The organism is Streptomyces sp. NBC_01260 (assembly GCF_036226405.1).
GTDB classification, from domain to species: Bacteria; Actinomycetota; Actinomycetes; order Streptomycetales; family Streptomycetaceae; genus Streptomyces; species Streptomyces laculatispora.
This window is the reverse complement of the sequence record NZ_CP108464.1, coordinates 5,017,222-5,033,688: the sequence shown is the minus strand read 5'-3', so window position 1 is coordinate 5,033,688 and position 16,467 is coordinate 5,017,222. Positions and strand designations below refer to the sequence as shown.

Below are 16,467 nucleotides of genomic sequence, written 5' to 3'. Positions count from 1 at the left end.
CCGACCATCGAGCAATACGTCAAGGATGCGGCAATTGGCTGAGAAGTCGGAATCCTTTCGATGCTTTCCGGACGGAAGCGACGGGCATCACAGACGACGAAGGCGTGGCGCCCCGCCCCCAGCAGGGGACAGGGCACCACGCCCGATGAAGTACTACGCAGGCCGGACGATCAGATCAAGCCGTCCCACATCTGCTCCAGCAGCACCGACCACCAGCTCTCCGGCGACGCGAGCGCCGCCGGGTCCAGCGCGACGAGCTGCGCCTGGAAGTCGACCGTCCAGCGGCCGGCCTGCTCCGGGTTGAGACCGAACCGCAGCCGCCACATCCGGCCCAGCAGCGCCAGCGAACGGGTGAACTCCGGCAGCCCGGTGTTCACGAACTGCGGCGGCACCGACTGCCCGCCGGGCCCCGCCTCCACCGGCACGGCCACGATGTTCGCCGTTCCGTACTGCACACAGATCGCCCGGCCGAAGTCCGAACCCATCACGAGGTACGACCCCGCGTCGGGCGCCGGCTGCACCTGCCGCTGCATGGCCAGCTCGGCCAGCGTCGGCACCACCGGCTGCCCCGGCTGCGCCCAGAAGAACGGCCCGAAGTCGGCGGGCAGCCCCGCCCACACCAGGGTCCGCGCCACGACCTCCGGCACACCCTGCCGGGACACCGCACGCTGATCGAAGCGCAGCACACCCTGCGGGCCGAAGGCCTGCAGCAGTTCCTCCGCGACGGCCTCCGGCGGCACCGGCATCGCGGGCGGGAGCTGCGGCAGCGGTGCCCGGACCGGCGCCGGACGCGCCGGACCGTCCGCGACCTGGTGCAGCTCGCCCTGATGGGTGAGCAGATGCTGCATGCCCTGCTGCCGGCTCGCGTGATCGGTGCCGTACGGGGCGACGCTGGTGATCCGCACCTGCGGCCAGGTCTCCCGGATCATCCGGGCGCAGTAACCACCCGGCAGTTCACAGGACTCCAGCTCCGTGTGCAGCTCGATGACCTGCTGCGGCGGCACGTTCATGGCCCGCAGCTCGTGCAGCATCTGCCACTCGGGGTGCGGGGTGCCGGGCGCCGAACGGCGGATCAGCTGCTGCTCGCTGCCATCGGGGCCGCGGTAGCGCAGCACGGCCTGGTAGCCGGGGCCGACCGTCGGCTGACCGGTGGGCGCCTGCGGATACCCGTACGCCACGGGCGGCGGGGTGTGACCGGGCGGCGGCACGGGACCGGGGGCGCCCATCGGCGCGCCGGGCGGCCCCGGAGGCTGCGGAGCGGGCGGGCCCATCTGAGCCGGACCCGCGAGCATCGTCGCGGCGTGGTGCACACCGGCGCCGGGAGGCGGCGTCGACCCGGGCGGACCGGGCGGCAGCGGGGCACCCGGAGCACCGGGTGGACCGGGCGGCTGCGGAGCCGGCGGACCCACCTGGCCCGGACCCGCCAGCATCGTGGCCGCATGATGCCCGCCAACACCGGGAGGCGGCGTCGACCCGGGCGGACCGGGCGGACCGGGCGGCAGCGGAGCACCCGGAACGCCGGGCGGACCGGGCGGCTGCGGAGCCGGCGGACCCACCTGGCCGGGCGGCGCGAACACCGTGGCCGCCTGGTGCACGTTGGCACCGGGCGGCGGCGTCGACCCGGGCGGACCGGGAGGGCTGGGAGGCTGCGGCGCACCGGGCACACCCGGCGGACCGGGCGGCTGGGGCACACCGGGCGGGCCCTGCTGCGGGGCGAGCTGCGTCGGCATGTACCCGCCCGCCGGGGCGCCGGGCGCACCCGGTCCCGAGTGCGGCGGCACCGGCGCACCCGGCCGCGCACCCGGAACGCCGGGGGCACCGGGCGGCGGCGGAGTCGTCGCACCCCCGCCACGCGCACCCCGCGGCGACACGGCCGCCTTGCTGGTGGCCTCCTGCGAGATGTCCCTCGCACCGGACCCGCCGGGCGCACCGGGCGCACCGGGCGCACCGGGCGCACCGGGAACGTGAGCCCCGGAACCCTGCGGATCGAGACCGGGCACGAGCGCCGTCCGGGGCAGCTGGCTGCCACCGGACATCAGCGCGGTCGGCGCATCCGCCGGAACCATCCTGGGCGGCGCGCCCTCGTCGTCCGCACCGGAGAGCGGCGGCGCGAACACCGTGGCCGGCAGAGCCACTCCCCCGTCGTCGGAGTCGGAGTTGGTATCGGTCCCCGCCCACGGCGTGGCCCCGACCGGCGGCTGCGGAGAGGACGCCGGAACCCCCGCGTACGCGGTCGGCTCGTAGGTGCCCGGCCCGTCCGGCGGAGAGGAAGGGGAAGGAACGGAAGGAGCAGAAGGGAAGGTGGCGGGAGGAGGGACAGCGGGGGCGGCGGCCGCCTGCTCGCCGGCACCTTCCGTCCGCCGGTCCGGTATGCCGAGCTTGTCCGCCGCCTCCTGGAGCCACTCGGGCGGACTCAACAGGAACGACGTCTGATTCAGATCGATGCGCTGCGGCGGCTGCGGGGCAGCCTGCGCCACATCCGTGACGCCGTACTCCTCCTCGTACCGCCGGATCACCTCGCCGACCGGCAATCCGGGCCACAGCGTCGCCTCACCGCTGTCCCGGGCGATCACCAGCCGCTGCCGGCCGCCGTCCGAGACCGGACCCTCCGCCCGGTCCTCGGCCCACACCACGAAACCCAGCTCGAACTCACGTACCCGCACCTCGCGGTGCTGATACGCCGCAACGTCACCGTTGACCCACTCGTCCGCACGCTCCTGCGCCTGCGCAAAGGTCACCATCGCGCTCACCCCTCCACCGGGACGGCGTGCGCGAAGCCGCCGTCCACCATCAGGTTCGCCACCGTCTCCAACTCCGGCGGGTTGCCCGCGAGACGCTGCAGAAAGGCGTCGAAGTCCGCGCCGCACGGCAGCAGCAGCCGGTCCACCCGCTCCTGCACGCTCCAGCCGTCCTGATCCCGCGCATCGTCGTACGCGCAGAACCACACCGAACCGGTGCCCTGGCCCCGGACCTTCACCGCGAGGATGCCGCCCTGGACGAAACCGACGCCCAGGTAGTCCTTGGTCAGATGGTCCCGCAGGCACTTGTTGACGTACACCAGATCGTTCACCGCGGCCTCGTCGCGCACCGTGAAGAACGGCTGGTCGACCAGCAGACCGAGCTCCGCGTCGAGCGCCGCGCCCACCGGGGCCGAACCGCCCGCCGCCTTCAGGAACGAACGGTACGCACCGGGCAACCGGTAGCCGAGGTCCTCCTCGACCCCCTGGATCTGCTGCTCGCTCACCGCCACGGCCCCCTTCGGGAGCCGGAAGTGCGCGGGCCGGGTCTCCTGGAGCGGACGCGTGCCCCGCTTGTTCTGGTCCACCGCCGTCGTCGCCAGCCCGCCGTGATGCCGCAGCAGCGCCTTCACCTCGACCGGGACCAGCTCCATCCGCCGGCCGCCCGGCACGTGGTGCCAGGTCCAGCCGTGCGGGGTGGCCACCGCGGGAATCGTGTCCCACAGCTCATGGCCACTGGCCGCCAGCGCCGCGTTCGCCGACACGTAGTCCGTGAGCCGCAGTTCGTCGACGCCGAAGCCCTGCGGGGGCTCGGCGATCTCGGCGGCGGCGCGGGCGTACGGCGCGAACTCCGGACAGCCGTTCCCGTCCATACGCACACCTCTGGGGTGGCGGGACGCCCGGACAGGATCCGGGAAGTGCACGAGCTGCCCGGCGTAGGCCCCGTTCGGTGGCGCGGCTTGCTGCCCGAGCCGACCTGTCGTCATGGCGGTTGCCCCCTGCTGCGTCTGGCTGATGAGGACCGACCTGCCCATGGGGGCGGTCCAGGCACAGCCTATGCGGTGCCGCAAGAACGGGTCCCGCCCCACCGGCCCCCGGCCGCTTCCGTCACGAACCGTCACAACGCTGTGCCGGATGAGCGACGGCCGGGCCACTGTCGCGCGACACGCACACACGTTTTCCCGACCCAGCTTTCACACGACCCGACACATTTGGCAGGCTGTCACCGCATACACGGGGGCGTGCACATTCGGCAGCGGCCGCTGCGGGCACGGGAGGGACAACGCACCATGCACACCGCACACTCTGCACACACCGTCACAACCGGGGACCCACGACTCAGCTGGAGCAGCTCCGAAACCAGCCACGCACCCCGCCTGACCCACCGCCGCGACGGCATCCTGCCCGCGGTGGCCGCAGCGCTGTCCGTACGCGGCGAGACACTCACCTGCACCGCGGGCAAGGGCGACCAGCCGCCCGTACTGCACCACCTCGTCCAGGACTTCCTCGACACCCTCACCAGCAGCCAGCGCGAACGCTTCACCGGCCGCTGCCCCGAAGCGATACTGCTCTCCCGGCACCTCACCGCCGCGGAGGCCGGCCGCTCCAAACGAGCCCAGCGCAAGCCCCTCACCAACGGCGAGGCCCGCCGCGCGCTCAAGCACGCCCGGCTCACCGCACGCCGCATCCGCGAGGACGGCGACCCCCTGCACGGCAGCTACGCACCGCCCTGCCGCTCCTGCTCGGTGATGCTCGCCCACTTCGGCGTACGACCCGTCGACCTCACCACGACCGGAGCGGCGACCACCGCCGAGAAGGGCTGACCGCGCCCCCATGGCCGACCGAACCGAACTCCCCGAACAGGCGGGCCCGGCGAACCACGACCGCCAGGCCTCCACCCGCTTCCCCGTCGCCGTCGACGCCGCCCTGCGCGCCGCGGGCTGGCAGCCCGGCCGCTGGGACATCCGGCAGGCCGAGGAGTGGGCCGACGCGCTGCGCTCGCACGCCTCGCCGGCCGGCCACCAGCACGCCGTCTTCCCGTCAGCCGTGGAGGCCTGGGCCGAATTCGGCGGCCTCCACCTCACCGCGACCGCGCCCGGCCGCCAGATCGCACCGACGGCGGTACGGATCGACCCCCTGCGCGGCCTGCACCTGGCCCGGACCCTGGCGGACCTGGGACGCGCCCTGGAGACCGAGGTCGCCCCGCTGGGGGAGGAAGGGGACGGGCAGGCGGTACTCGCGATCGACACCGAGGGGCGGGTCTACAGCATCGACCACACCGGTGACTGGTACCTCGGACCGGACATCGACCAGGCCCTGGCCACTCTGGTCACGGGCGCCCAACCCGCCCGCCTCACCTCGGCCTGACCGGGGCAGGTGCCCCCATCGGGCCCGTCCGGCGATTGCGGACGAGAGCGCTCCGCCCGGGGCCGGTACCGGTCGCGGGCGGGCGCACGCGGAACCCCGGCGCCCACGGCCCGGGTTCCGTCCTCAAACGCCGGACGGGCTTGGACTCACCTCGGGGCCGTCCGCGTCCGGCAGCACCGCCGACACCCGGAAGCCGCCCGCGTCCGTCGGGCCGGAGACGAAGACGCCGCCCAGACCCAGCACCCGCTCCCGCATCCCCACCAGCCCGTTGCCCCCGCTGGGCAGCCCCGCATCCGCCGTGGCCGAGTCCGAGGGACCGTTCTCCACCTGCATGGCGACCTCCGCCCCCCGATGTGCCAGCCGCACCCATGTCTTCGCGCCGGCCGCGTGCTTGTGCACGTTCGTCAGGGCCTCCTGCACGACCCGGTACGCCGTCTGCTCGACCTCGGGCGCGTACGGACGCGTCCGGCCCTCCACCGAGAGCTCCACCGTCATGCCCGCCGCCCGCGACTCCCCGACCAGCGTCTCCAGCTCGTGCAGCCGGGGCCCGTCCTCCACCGCGGCCACCCGGCCGACCGAGGCGAGCGGCACCTTGGTCACCCGGGCCACCATCGGCTCCCCGGTGCGCAGCACCCCGAGCATCTCGCGCAACTCGGTCAGCGCCTGCCGCCCCATGTCACCGACCAGCGCCGCGTTGCGCACCGCCTTCGCCGGGTCCTTGGGCGCGACCGCCTGGAGCGCCGCGGCGTGGACCACCATCAGGCTCACCCGGTGGGCGACCACGTCGTGCATCTCGCGGGCGATCCGGGTCCGCTCCTCCGTACGCGCCCACTCGGCCCGCTCCTCGGCCCGGTCCGCGAGCAGCGACAGCTCCCGCTCCAGCGAGTCCGCCCGCTCCCGCAGGCTCTCCATCAGCCGGCGCCGGGCCCCTATGTAGAGGCCGAACAGCATGGGCGGCGCGGTGAGCCCCAGCGCCATGAAGAGCGACAGCATCGGGACGTACCAGTCGCCGGGGCCGAAGTCGGCACTGGCCGACACGCCCTGACGCAGCCGTACGTACGTGACGATGAACGTGCCCACCAGCGACATGCTCATCAGCACCACGGTGATCCGCCGCGGCACGTCGGACGCGGCCAGCGTGTACAGGCCGACCAGGCCCATCAGGAAGCCCATCTCGGCCGGTGTCGTCGCGACCGACACCAGCACCACGGCGATCGGCCACCGCCGGCGCGCCAGCAGCACGGCCCCGGCCAACAGCCCGAAAAGCACCCCCAGCGGCACCGGCAGCCCGGTGTCCCCCGCGAATTCCACCCCTTCCAACGCACACTCCAGCGCCGAGAACAGCGCCAGTCCCACATCCAGTGCGACACTCCGTCGCCGTTCCCACCACCAGTAGCCGCGGGTGGTCGGTCCCGCCGCTTCCCGGTCTGCCCCCGTTGCGGTCATGGCATCCAGCGTACGGGCGGGCGCATCTCATTTTCGGGTGACCTGGACAGCACGTCGCACGTTCGAACGGGGACGAAACGATCGGTGATCGCCCGAAACAGCGAATCGAACGCCCCGAAGGCCGACCGCGAGAACACCGGCAACGCCTGTCACGGCCGCCTCGTCACCCACGTGACCAAGAGCGCCGGATTCTGTCGTCGCGTACAAGGGGCTTGGTACGGCATAGTGTTGGGTGCCGATCCGGCGACTCGGGCCAATGCCCGGCTTCGTCGGAATTTATCCCCCATGGTGTAATTGGCAGCACAGTAGCTTTTGGTGCTATTTGTCCGGGTTCGAGTCCTGGTGGGGGAGCTCAGCGCACGGGCCCCGACCTCACCGGTCGGGGCCCGCACTCATATCCGGCCCCATGCCCCCCGGTATCCTGCGGATGTCCACCACCCGAAGCCGAAGGACATATCCGTGAGCTCCGAACGCCCGGCAGCCGTCGTCGTCCTCGCAGCGGGTGAGGGCACCCGCATGAAGTCGAAGACCCCCAAGGTTCTGCACGAGATCTCCGGGCGCTCGCTCGTCGGACATGTCGTCGCCGCCTCCCGCGAGCTGGAGCCCCAGCACCTCGTCGTGGTCGTCGGCCACGCGAGCGAGCAGGTCACCGCCCATCTCACCGCCGCGGACGCCCAGGTGCGCACCGCCTACCAGGCCGAGCAGAAGGGCACCGGGAACGCGGTGCGCGTCGGGCTCGACGAGCTGGGCGGGACCGTCGCGGGCACCGTCATCGTGGTCTGCGGCGACACCCCGCTGCTGTCCGGCGGAACGCTTTCCGCGCTCGCCGCCACCCACACCGCCGACGGCAACGCCGTCACCGTGCTGAGCGCCGAGGTCCCCGACTCGACCGGCTACGGCCGGATCGTCCGCGACCCGGCGACCGGCGCGGTCACCGAGATCGTCGAGCACAAGGACGCCACCGAGGCCCAGCGGGCGATCCGGGAGATCAACTCCGGGGTGTTCGCGTTCGACGGGCAGCTCCTGACGGACGCGCTGGGCAAGGTCCGTACGGACAACAGCCAGGGCGAGGAGTACCTCACCGATGTGCTGTCCATCCTGCGCGAGGCCGGGCACCGGGTCGGCGCCTCGGTCGCCGGCGACCACCGGGAGATCCTCGGGATCAACAACCGGGTGCAGCTCGCCGAGGCCCGCCGGCTGCTGAACCAGCGGCTGCTGGAGCGGGCGATGACGGCCGGTGTGACCGTGGTGGACCCGGCGTCGACGCTGATCGATGCCACCGTGACGTACGAGCGGGACGCGATCGTGCACCCGGGTACCCAGTTGCTGGGTTCGACGCATCTCGCGGAGGACGCCGAGGTCGGCCCGAACTCGCGGCTGACGGACACGGTCGTCGGAGCGGGCGCACGGGTGGACAACACCGTGGCGGACGGGGCCGAGGTGGGTCCGGGCGCGCTGGTCGGTCCGTACGCCTATCTGCGGCCGGGTACGCGGCTGGGCGCGAAGGCCAAGGCCGGTACGTACGTGGAGATGAAGAACGCCACGATCGGCGAGGGCACGAAGGTTCCCCACCTGTCGTACGTGGGTGACGCGACGATCGGCGATCACACCAACATCGGTGCCGCGAGCGTGTTCGTGAACTACGACGGTGTGGCCAAGCACCACACGACGATCGGCTCGCACTGCCGTACCGGGTCGGACAATATGTTTGTGGCTCCCGTCACGGTCGGGGACGGTGTCTACACCGCGGCCGGGTCGGTCATCACGAAGGACGTGCCGTCCGGTTCGCTGGCCGTGGCCCGCGGCCAGCAAAGGAATATCGAGGGTTGGGTGGCCAGGAAGCGTCCGGGTAGTGCCGCCGCGCAGGCGGCTCAGTCCGCGACGGAGGAGGCCAGCGGCGAAAGCTGACCGGAATCAGGCGCGTCGCGCACGGCGTACCGTGATAGATGCTCACCCCATTTCGGCTGGCTCGTTGCACATCGGGACATCTGCGTGCAGCGCCAGGAACACGTCTGAGGAGACTGTGCTGTGACCGGGATCAAGACGACCGGCGAGAAGAAACTGATGTTCTTCTCCGGCCGCGCCCACCCCGAGCTGGCCGAGGAGGTTGCACACCAACTGGGTGTCGGCCTCGTGCCGACGAAGGCCTTCGATTTCGCCAACGGTGAGATCTACGTCCGATTCCAGGAGTCCGCCCGCGGCGCCGACTGCTTCCTGATCCAGAGCCACACGGCTCCGATCAACAAGTGGATCATGGAGCAGCTGATCATGCTGGACGCGCTGAAGCGCGCGTCGGCCCGTTCGATCACGGTGATCGTGCCGTTCTACGGCTACGCCCGCCAGGACAAGAAGCACCGTGGCCGCGAGCCGATCTCGGCCCGTCTGATCGCGGACCTGATGAAGACGGCGGGTGCGGACCGCATTCTCACCGTCGACCTGCACACCGACCAGATCCAGGGCTTCTTCGACGGTCCGGTCGACCACCTCTTCGCGCTGCCGATCCTGGCCGACTACGTCGGTGCGAAGGTCGACCGCTCGAAGCTGACGATCGTCTCGCCGGACGCGGGCCGCGTCCGGGTCGCCGACCGCTGGTGCGACCGGCTGGACGCCCCGCTGGCGATCGTGCACAAGCGGCGTGACAAGGACGTGCCCAACCAGGTCAGCGTCCACGAGGTCGTGGGCAACGTCGAGGGCCGGGTCTGTGTCCTGGTCGACGACATGATCGACACGGGTGGCACGATCTGTGCCGCCGCCGACGCCCTGTTCGCGCACGGTGCGGAGGACGTCATAGTGACGGCCACCCACGGTGTGCTCTCGGGTCCGGCCGCGGACCGGCTGAAGAACTCGAAGGTCAGCGAGTTCGTGTTCACGGACACCCTGCCGACGCCGGGTGAGCTGGAGCTCGACAAGATCACGGTGCTCTCGATCGCGCCGACGATCGCCCGTGCGGTGCGCGAGGTCTTCGAGGACGGTTCGGTCACGAGCCTCTTCGAGGAGCAGTAGGCGAAAGCGTCACAGAAGATCCACTTTGGGTGCGGCCTCCCCGCCGGGTAGACTCAGCGAGTTGCTCGGCGAGGGAGGCCGTACTCATAGGTACGGCGGTCCGTTATCGACGCGCTCTTCGTAGCAGGCCTGTCGTGGGCCGGGTGACCAACCGGAGTTTCGTCACCTTACGAGGAGTGCAGTCATGGCCGAGATCAAGCTCAACGCCGAGGTCCGTTCCGAGTTCGGCAAGGGCGCTGCCCGCCGCACCCGTCGCGCCAACCTCGTTCCCGCCGTCATCTACGGCCACGGCGCCGAAGCGGTCCACATCACGCTGCCGGCTCACGAGCTTCAGCTCGCGCTCCGTACCGCCAACGTCCTGATCGGTCTGGAGATCGACGGCAAGGACGCGCTGGTCATCCCGAAGGCCGTGCAGCGCAACGCCCTCAAGGGCAACATCGAGCACGTCGACCTGCTGACCGTGAAGCGCGGCGAGAAGGTCAACGTCGAGGTCGCGGTGCACGTCGAGGGCGAGCTGGCCCCGGGCGGCAACCTGCTGGAGTACGTGCAGAACACCCTGCTCGTCGAGGCCGAGGCCACCCACATCCCCAACTCCGTCACCGTCTCCATCGCGGGCCTGGACGCCGGCGCGTCCATCCTCGCCAAGGACATCCCGCTGCCGGCCGGTTCCGTGCTGGCCGAGGCCGACCCGGACGCGGTTGTCCTCGCGGTCGTCGCCGCTCAGGCCGAGGAGCCGTCCGCCGAGGGCGCCGAGGGCGAGGGCGCCGAGGCCTGAGCCTCGCGCCACCTGCTTGACTGACGGGGCGGCGGTCTCCCTCCGGGGGATCCGCCGCCCCGTTTTCCCTGTCCGTGACCCGCCCGTACGCGAGGAGACCCAGCGCGATGTCCGACGCCACCGACCCCTGGCTGATCGTGGGCCTGGGCAATCCCGGCCCCGAGTACGCGGCGAACCGGCACAACGTGGGCTTCATGGTCGCCGACCTGCTCGCGGAGCGGATCGGCGGGAAGTTCAAGCGGGCACCGAAGGCCCAGGCGCAGGTGCTGGAGGGCCGGATCGGTCCGCCGGGTCCGCTGAGCCGCCGGGTGGTGGTGGCGAAGCCGATGTCGTACATGAACCTGTCCGGCGGCCCTGTGACGGCGCTGCGCGACTTCTACAAGGTGCCGCTCGACCATGTCGTGGCGGTCCATGACGAGCTGGACATCGACTACGGGTCGCTGCGGCTGAAGCTGGGCGGTGGCGACAACGGTCACAACGGGCTGAAGTCGATGACGAAGTCGATGGGGCCGGACTATCACCGGATCCGGTTCGGGATCGGGCGTCCGCCGGGCCGGATGCAGGTCGCCGACTTCGTTCTGAAGGACTTCTCGTCCACGGAGCGCAAGGAGCTGGGCTTCCTGGTGGACCGGGCGGCGGATTCGGTGGAGTGCCTGTTGGCGGAGGGTCTGGAGCGCGCGCAGAGCGCGTACAACTCCTGAGCTCCGGCATACGCGAATCCCGACATACCCACCGGTAATCATGCTGTTTTCAGCCACAGCTTGACCGGGTGCGGGGCGCTGGCCAAGGATCGGCCCCCATGAAGCGCAGCTCCTCCCAACGTGCCCTGCATTACGGCCGCACCGCCGCGCTCGGCTGTGTCGTCCTGCTGCTGCTGGTGGCGGGTGCGCTGTCCTCGTGGGACTCGGCGCATCACATCGTGCTGGCCAAGGGCCGCGAGCACGGCACGATGACGGTCACCGGGTGTGGCAGCGAGGTCTGCACGGGCCCGTACGTGCCGTCGGACGGCGGGTCCGGGCGTTCCCGGGTGTCGGTCGACAAGTCCGTGGCGGCGAAGAAGGGGGACCGTTTCCCCGTCGTCGTGAAGCCGGGCACCTTTGAGGTCGTGCGGACGGGGACGCCGGGCTTCCTGCACGCGTGGCTGCCGCTGGGCGGCGCGCTGGTTCTCGCGGCGCTGGTGATCGGCGGCGGTCTGCGGCTGCCCCGGATCGCGTGGGGCGCCGGGATCGCGGGTGCGGTCCTGCTGGTGGCGACGTTCTTCGCCCTGTGACGGGACCGCACCCGCGGCGGCGTTGATCAGCCGGTGTTGCGCAGTCCGGCGGCTACGCCGTTGACCGTGAGCAGCAGGGCGCGGGCGAGCAGCGGGTCTGCTTCCTCGCCGCGTTCGGCCGCCTGGCGCTGACGGGCCAGCAGGGATACCTGGAGGTAGGAGATCGGGTCCAGGTAGGCGTCACGGATGGCGAAGGTCTGCTGGAGCACCGGGCTGGTGCCGAGCAGTTCGGTGTTGCCCGTGATCTTGAGGACCTCGCTGACGGTGAGCGCGTGCTCGGCCTCGATGTCGGCGAAGACGTGCTTCAGCTCGTCGGGGACGAGCGTGTCGACGTAGTGCCGGGCGATGCGCAGGTCGGTCTTGGCGAGGGTCATCTCGACGTTGGACAGGAAGTTCTGGAAGAAGTGCCACTGTTCGTGCATCTCTTCCAGGACGGTGTCGAGGCCGGCCTCGCGCAGCGCCTTGAGGCCGGAGCCGACGCCGAACCAGCCGGGGACGATCTGACGGGACTGGGTCCAGCCGAAGACCCACGGGATGGCGCGCAGGCCGTCGAGTGAGACGCCCGAGCCGGGGCGGCGGGAGGGCCGCGAGCCCAGGTGCAGGTCGGCGAGCTGGTCCACCGGGGTGGAGGCGAGGAAGTACGTCGGCAGGTCGGGGTCCTCGACGAGCTTGCGGTACGCGGCGTGGGCGGCGTCGGAGACGGTGTCCATGGCCGCGTCCCAGCGGGCCAGCGCCTCGTCGGACTGGCGGGGTGCGGTGTGCAGCGCGGAGGCCTGGAGGGTGGCCGCGACGGTCAGTTCCAGGTTCTCGCGGGCGAGCGCGGGGATGAGGTACTTGTCGGAGATGACCTCGCCCTGCTCGGTCACCTTGATCTCGCCCTCCAGCGTGCCCCAGGGCTGCGCGAGGATCGCGTCGTGCGAGGGACCGCCGCCGCGGCCGACGGTGCCGCCGCGGCCGTGGAAGAGGCGCAGGCGCACGCCGTAGCGGTGGGCGACGTCGCGCAGGCGGCGCTGGGCGCGGTGGATCTCCCACTGGGAGGTGGTGATGCCGCCGAACTTGGAGGAGTCGGAGTATCCGAGCATGACCTCCTGGACGTCGCCGCGCAGGGAGACGAGGCGGCGGTAGGAGGGGTCGGCGAGCATCTCGTCGAGGATGACGTCGGCGGCCTTGAGCTCGTCGGTGGTCTCCAGGAGCGGGACGATGCCGATCTTGGCCCAGCCGCCGTGCAGGTCGAGGAGGCCGGCTTCGCGGGCGAGGACAGCGGCGGCGAAGACGTCGTCGGCGCCCTGGCACATCGAGATGATGTAGGACTCGATGACCTCGGGGCCGAAGCGCTCGAAGGCTTCCTTGATGGTGTGGAAGACGCCGAGGGTCTTCTCGCCCGCGGCGTCGAGCGGGGCCGGGGTCGGCGCGAGCGGGCGGCGGGAGCGGAGTTCCTTGGCGAGGAGCTTCTGCCGGTAGTCGCGCGGCATGTCGGCGTAGCGCCAGGACTCCTCGCCGAGCCGGTCGAAGAGCTGGCCGAGCGCGTGGTGGTGGGCGTCGGCGTGTTCGCGCACGTCCATGGTGGCGAGCTGGAGGCCGAACGCGGAGAGCGTGCGGATGGTGCGGTCCATCCGGCCGTCGGCGAAGAGGCCGCCGCGGTGTTCGCGCAGCGAGGTCTGGATGAGGGCCAGGTCGGCGATGAGCTCGGAGGTGCCGAGGTAGTCGCAGCCGGGGCGGTGCGGGGTGCCGGAGGCGAGGCGCTCGCGGGTGTTGACGAGCTTCTGCCGGATGCAGGTGGCCTTGAGCCGGTAGGGTTCCTCGGCGTTCAGCCGCTTGTAGCGGGGGCTGATCTCGGGGAGGCGTTCCAGGTCGGCCTGGAGTGAGGCGAGGAGCTCGTCGGTGGCTCCGGTGTAGCGGATGGAGTTGGAGAGCAGTCCGCGCAGGTAGTCGACGAGTTCGAGGGCGTCGGTGATGCCGTGCTCGTGCTGGAGGATCAGCACCTCCCAGGTGACGGCGGGCGTCACGTTGGGGTTGCCGTCGCGGTCGCCGCCGATCCAGGTGCCGAAGGTGAGGGGGCGGGTGCCGGCGGGCAGTTCGACGCCGACGCGCTCCAGTTCGGCGGCCAGGTCCTCCAGGACGTCGCCCACGGCGTTGGCGTGGAGCTCGTCGAGGTAGTAGATGGCGTTGCGGGCCTCGTCGGCGGGCTCCGGGCGGACGACACGGAGCTCGTCGGTCTGCCAGATGAGGTCGATGTTCTCGGCGAGCCGGAGGTCGTGGCGGCGCCGGTCGGCCTCGATGACGGGGGTTTCGAGGAGTGCGGCGATGCGGCGCAGCTTGTTCAGTACGGAGCGCCGCGCGGCCTCGGTGGGGTGCGCGGTGAAGACGGGCCGTACGTTCAGGTTCTTGACGGTGGCCCGCAGGTGCTCCGGGTCGGCGTCCTTGAGGCGGTCGGCGGTGCGGGCGAGGAGCCCGCCCTCGGCGGCGCGCCGGTCGCGCATCTCGTGGGCGCGGTGAACCTGCTCGGTGACGTTGGCGAGGTGGAAGTAGGTGGAGAAGGCGCGCACGAGCTGTGCGGCGGTCTCCAGGTCCGTGTCGCCGAGAAGCTGGGCCGCCGCTTCGCCGTCGGTGCGGGTCAGGGCGCGGACCCGTTCGACGAGGTCGAGGAGCTCCTGGCCCTCCTGGCGTACGAGAGTCTCGCCCAGCAGGTCACCGAGGCGGCGGATGTCGGCGCGCAGCTCGGGGCTGGCGGCAGGGGTCTGGTCGGCACTGCTCACAGTGTGCGGCTCCTTGCAGTGGTTGAGCACGGGATCCGGGGCCGCGGCTGGCAGCGGGTGCCACGCCACCCCCGGGAAAGCAGAGTGCGGACCGCGCTGTCCGACCTCTCCAGGATAGGTGTCCGTGCTTTCGGTGCTGTTCGCGCCCCGAAGGGTGTCCGCTGTTCGCGGCGGGTACCTCCGGGGTACGCGCTGTGTCCCCTACCCCGTAAGGCGCCACTCTGTGCCCGGTCGGCCGCTCCCTCTTGTGGCGGGGCTCCGCGCTGCCATACTTACGACGCCGTAGGTTACGCATGCGTAGCCCCGGCTTCCCGTTGCGTTCTCACCCCACAGGGGACTCCCCATGAAGACCAGCCCCGATGTGATCGAGGCCGCTCCGGCGGCCGACGGTCCTCCCTCCGCCACGCTCGGCGGGGACAACAAGCGGTCGATCGAGCAGTTCGCGCTCCTGCTGTTCATCGTCGTGCCGTTCCTGGCCCTGGTCGCGGCGGTGCCGCTGGCCTGGGGCCGCGGTGTCAGCTGGCTCGATCTGGGTCTGATGGTGGCGATGTACTTCATCGGCTGCCACGGCATCACGATCGGCTTCCACCGCTACTTCACACATGGCTCGTTCAAGGCGAAGCGTCCGCTCCGTATCGCCCTGGCCGTGGCCGGTTCGCTCGCTGTGGAGGGTCCCCTGGTGCGCTGGGTGGCCGATCACCGCAAGCACCACCGCTTCTCGGACGCCGAGGGCGATCCGCACTCCCCGTGGCGCTTCGGCGAGACGCTGCCGGCCCTGATGAAGGGGTTGTGGTGGGCCCATATCGCCTGGATGTTCGACGAGGAGCAGACATCGCAGCAGAAGTACGCTCCTGACCTGATCAGGGACCCGGCGATCCGCGGGATCTCCCGTCACTTCCTGTCCTTCACGATTCTGTCGCTGGCGATCCCGCCGCTGGTCGGCGGTCTGGTGACGATGTCGTGGTGGGGTGCGGCCACGGCGTTCTTCTGGGGTTCCCTGGTCCGGGTCGCGCTGCTGCACCACGTGACGTGGTCGATCAACTCGATCTGCCACGCGGTCGGCAAGCGTCCCTTCAAGTCCCGTGACAAGTCGGGGAACGTGTGGTGGCTGGCGGTCCTTTCGTGCGGTGAGTCCTGGCACAACCTGCACCACGCGGACCCGACGAGTGCCCGGCACGGCGTGATGAGGGGGCAGATCGATTCGAGTGCCCGGCTGATCCGCTGGTTCGAGAAGCTGGGCTGGGCGACCGATGTGCGCTGGCCCGACTCCGCCCGTATCGAGTCCCGGCGCCACCCGGCGGAGGCCGACGCGGCATGATTGATGATGTGGCGACCGACGGAAGCACAAGCAGCGAGAAATCCCGCGCACCCTCGACCCGGCGGGCCCGGCGGGTGCGGATGACGGGCAAGGAACGCCGCGAGCAACTGCTGGACATCGGTCGCACCCTCTTCGCCGACAAGGGTTTCGAGGGCACTTCGGTGGAGGAGATCGCGGCGCGTGCCGGGGTCTCCAAGCCGGTTGTCTACGAACACTTCGGCGGCAAGGAGGGGCTGTACGCCGTGGTGGTCGACCGGGAGATGCGCCAGCTCCTGGACATGGTCACCAGCGCCCTGACCGCCGGGCACCCGCGTGAGCTGCTGGAGCAGGCGGCGTTCGCGCTGCTGGACTACATCGAGACGTACACGGACGGGTTCCGGATTCTGGTGCGTGATTCGCCGGTCGCCCAGTCGACCGGCACGTTCGCCTCGCTCATCAGCGATATCGCCACCCAGGTGGAGGACATCCTGGGTCTGGAGTTCAAGGCCCGGGGTTTCGATCCGAAGCTGGCTCCGCTGTACGCGCAGGCACTGGTCGGCATGGTGGCGCTGACGGGCCAGTGGTGGATGAACGCCCGTAAGCCGAAGAAGGCCGAGGTGGCGGCGCATCTGGTGAATCTGGCGTGGCACGGACTGGAGAACCTGGAGTCCAAGCCGCGGCTGATCGGCCACCGCAAGAACTGAGCGGGTGGTGCACGGGAGGGGTTGGCCGTGGCGTGTCCAAGCCGAGACATTGATCCATTGCTAAACCACTTCTGTCGCGGGGGTCACAGTTGTAGAGTCTGTGACCATCCC

13 protein-coding genes and 1 tRNA gene are annotated in these 16,467 nt (G+C 71.0%); 10 read left to right on the top strand and 4 right to left on the bottom strand.

Annotation, left to right across the window (positions count from 1 at the left end; genetic code table 11):
- Positions 1-170: 170 nt before the first annotated feature.
- Together OG322_RS22395 and OG322_RS22390 are read right to left on the bottom strand one after the other, a co-directional pair.
- Positions 171-2,741 carry an SUKH-4 family immunity protein gene (locus OG322_RS22395; RefSeq protein WP_329306837.1) on the bottom strand — a complete coding sequence of 857 codons (2,571 nt, stop codon included), beginning with the start codon at positions 2,739-2,741 and terminating at the stop codon, positions 171-173.
- A gap of 5 nt (positions 2,742-2,746) precedes the next feature.
- Positions 2,747-3,724, bottom strand: a complete 978-nt coding sequence (locus OG322_RS22390) for an SMI1/KNR4 family protein (RefSeq protein WP_123462000.1) — start codon at positions 3,722-3,724, stop codon at positions 2,747-2,749.
- 303 nt (positions 3,725-4,027) lie between these two features.
- Between OG322_RS22390 and OG322_RS22385 the strand changes: the two genes are divergently transcribed.
- Both OG322_RS22385 and OG322_RS22380 read left to right on the top strand, forming a co-directional pair.
- The gene (locus OG322_RS22385; RefSeq protein WP_123459787.1) at positions 4,028-4,561 is read left to right on the top strand and encodes a YwqJ-related putative deaminase; all 534 of its coding nucleotides are present in this window, start codon (positions 4,028-4,030) and stop codon (positions 4,559-4,561) included.
- A gap of 10 nt (positions 4,562-4,571) precedes the next feature.
- The gene (locus tag OG322_RS22380; RefSeq protein WP_123459788.1) at positions 4,572-5,105 is read left to right on the top strand and encodes an SUKH-3 domain-containing protein; all 534 of its coding nucleotides are present in this window, start codon (positions 4,572-4,574) and stop codon (positions 5,103-5,105) included.
- Positions 5,106-5,228: 123 nt separating this feature from the next.
- Here OG322_RS22380 and OG322_RS22375 read toward each other — a convergent pair whose 3' ends face one another.
- Complete coding sequence (locus OG322_RS22375; RefSeq protein WP_329306836.1) at positions 5,229-6,551, bottom strand: sensor histidine kinase; 1,323 nt, start codon at positions 6,549-6,551, stop codon at positions 5,229-5,231.
- A 279-nt stretch (positions 6,552-6,830) separates the two neighbouring features.
- Here OG322_RS22375 and OG322_RS22370 point away from each other — a divergent pair.
- The 6 genes from OG322_RS22370 to OG322_RS22345 all read left to right on the top strand — a co-directional run bounded on the left by OG322_RS22370 (position 6,831) and on the right by OG322_RS22345 (position 11,599).
- A tRNA-Gln gene (locus OG322_RS22370) sits at positions 6,831-6,902 on the top strand.
- 108 nt (positions 6,903-7,010) lie between these two features.
- Positions 7,011-8,459 (top strand): bifunctional UDP-N-acetylglucosamine diphosphorylase/glucosamine-1-phosphate N-acetyltransferase GlmU, encoded by a 1,449-nt coding sequence (gene glmU / locus OG322_RS22365; RefSeq protein WP_329306835.1) that lies wholly within the window; start codon positions 7,011-7,013, stop codon positions 8,457-8,459.
- A gap of 120 nt (positions 8,460-8,579) precedes the next feature.
- A complete protein-coding gene (locus OG322_RS22360) occupies positions 8,580-9,554 on the top strand; it encodes a ribose-phosphate diphosphokinase (protein ID WP_024490433.1) in 975 nt (324 codons plus the stop codon).
- Positions 9,555-9,738: 184 nt separating this feature from the next.
- Complete coding sequence (locus OG322_RS22355; protein WP_123459791.1) at positions 9,739-10,329, top strand: 50S ribosomal protein L25/general stress protein Ctc; 591 nt, start codon at positions 9,739-9,741, stop codon at positions 10,327-10,329.
- A 107-nt stretch (positions 10,330-10,436) separates the two neighbouring features.
- Entirely contained in the window at positions 10,437-11,030 is a 594-nt protein-coding gene (gene pth / locus OG322_RS22350) for an aminoacyl-tRNA hydrolase (protein WP_123459792.1), read from the top strand.
- A 98-nt stretch (positions 11,031-11,128) separates the two neighbouring features.
- Positions 11,129-11,599, top strand: coding sequence for a hypothetical protein (locus OG322_RS22345; protein ID WP_123459793.1), 471 nt, complete (start codon positions 11,129-11,131; stop codon positions 11,597-11,599).
- A 26-nt stretch (positions 11,600-11,625) separates the two neighbouring features.
- Here OG322_RS22345 and ppc read toward each other — a convergent pair whose 3' ends face one another.
- A complete protein-coding gene (gene ppc / locus OG322_RS22340) occupies positions 11,626-14,355 on the bottom strand; it encodes a phosphoenolpyruvate carboxylase (protein WP_123459805.1) in 2,730 nt (909 codons plus the stop codon).
- A 343-nt stretch (positions 14,356-14,698) separates the two neighbouring features.
- On the opposite strand from ppc, the gene OG322_RS22335 reads away from it, so the two are divergent.
- Positions 14,699-15,673: an acyl-CoA desaturase gene (locus tag OG322_RS22335; RefSeq protein WP_123459806.1), complete on the top strand. Its 975-nt coding sequence runs from the start codon at positions 14,699-14,701 to the stop codon at positions 15,671-15,673.
- Positions 15,670-16,356: a TetR/AcrR family transcriptional regulator gene (locus OG322_RS22330; protein WP_123459807.1), complete on the top strand. Its 687-nt coding sequence runs from the start codon at positions 15,670-15,672 to the stop codon at positions 16,354-16,356. The genes OG322_RS22335 and OG322_RS22330 overlap by 4 nt, the downstream gene beginning before the upstream one ends.
- The last annotated feature ends 111 nt before the right edge of the window (positions 16,357-16,467 follow it).

Bases quoted from the DNA above. Each gene is read 5' to 3' on its own strand.
- OG322_RS22345 (WP_123459793.1), top strand. From the start codon at position 11,129: ATGAAGCGCAGCTCCTCCCAACGTGCCCTGCATTACGGCCGCACCGCC.
- OG322_RS22390 (WP_123462000.1), bottom strand. From the start codon at position 3,724: ATGACGACAGGTCGGCTCGGGCAGCAAGCCGCGCCACCGAACGGGGCC.
- OG322_RS22380 (WP_123459788.1), top strand. From the start codon at position 4,572: ATGGCCGACCGAACCGAACTCCCCGAACAGGCGGGCCCGGCGAACCAC.
- OG322_RS22355 (WP_123459791.1), top strand. From the start codon at position 9,739: ATGGCCGAGATCAAGCTCAACGCCGAGGTCCGTTCCGAGTTCGGCAAG.
- pth (WP_123459792.1), top strand. From the start codon at position 10,437: ATGTCCGACGCCACCGACCCCTGGCTGATCGTGGGCCTGGGCAATCCC.
- OG322_RS22395 (WP_329306837.1), bottom strand. From the start codon at position 2,741: ATGGTGACCTTTGCGCAGGCGCAGGAGCGTGCGGACGAGTGGGTCAAC.
- OG322_RS22335 (WP_123459806.1), top strand. From the start codon at position 14,699: ATGAAGACCAGCCCCGATGTGATCGAGGCCGCTCCGGCGGCCGACGGT.
- OG322_RS22385 (WP_123459787.1), top strand. From the start codon at position 4,028: ATGCACACCGCACACTCTGCACACACCGTCACAACCGGGGACCCACGA.
- OG322_RS22330 (WP_123459807.1), top strand. From the start codon at position 15,670: ATGATTGATGATGTGGCGACCGACGGAAGCACAAGCAGCGAGAAATCC.
- OG322_RS22375 (WP_329306836.1), bottom strand. From the start codon at position 6,551: ATGACCGCAACGGGGGCAGACCGGGAAGCGGCGGGACCGACCACCCGC.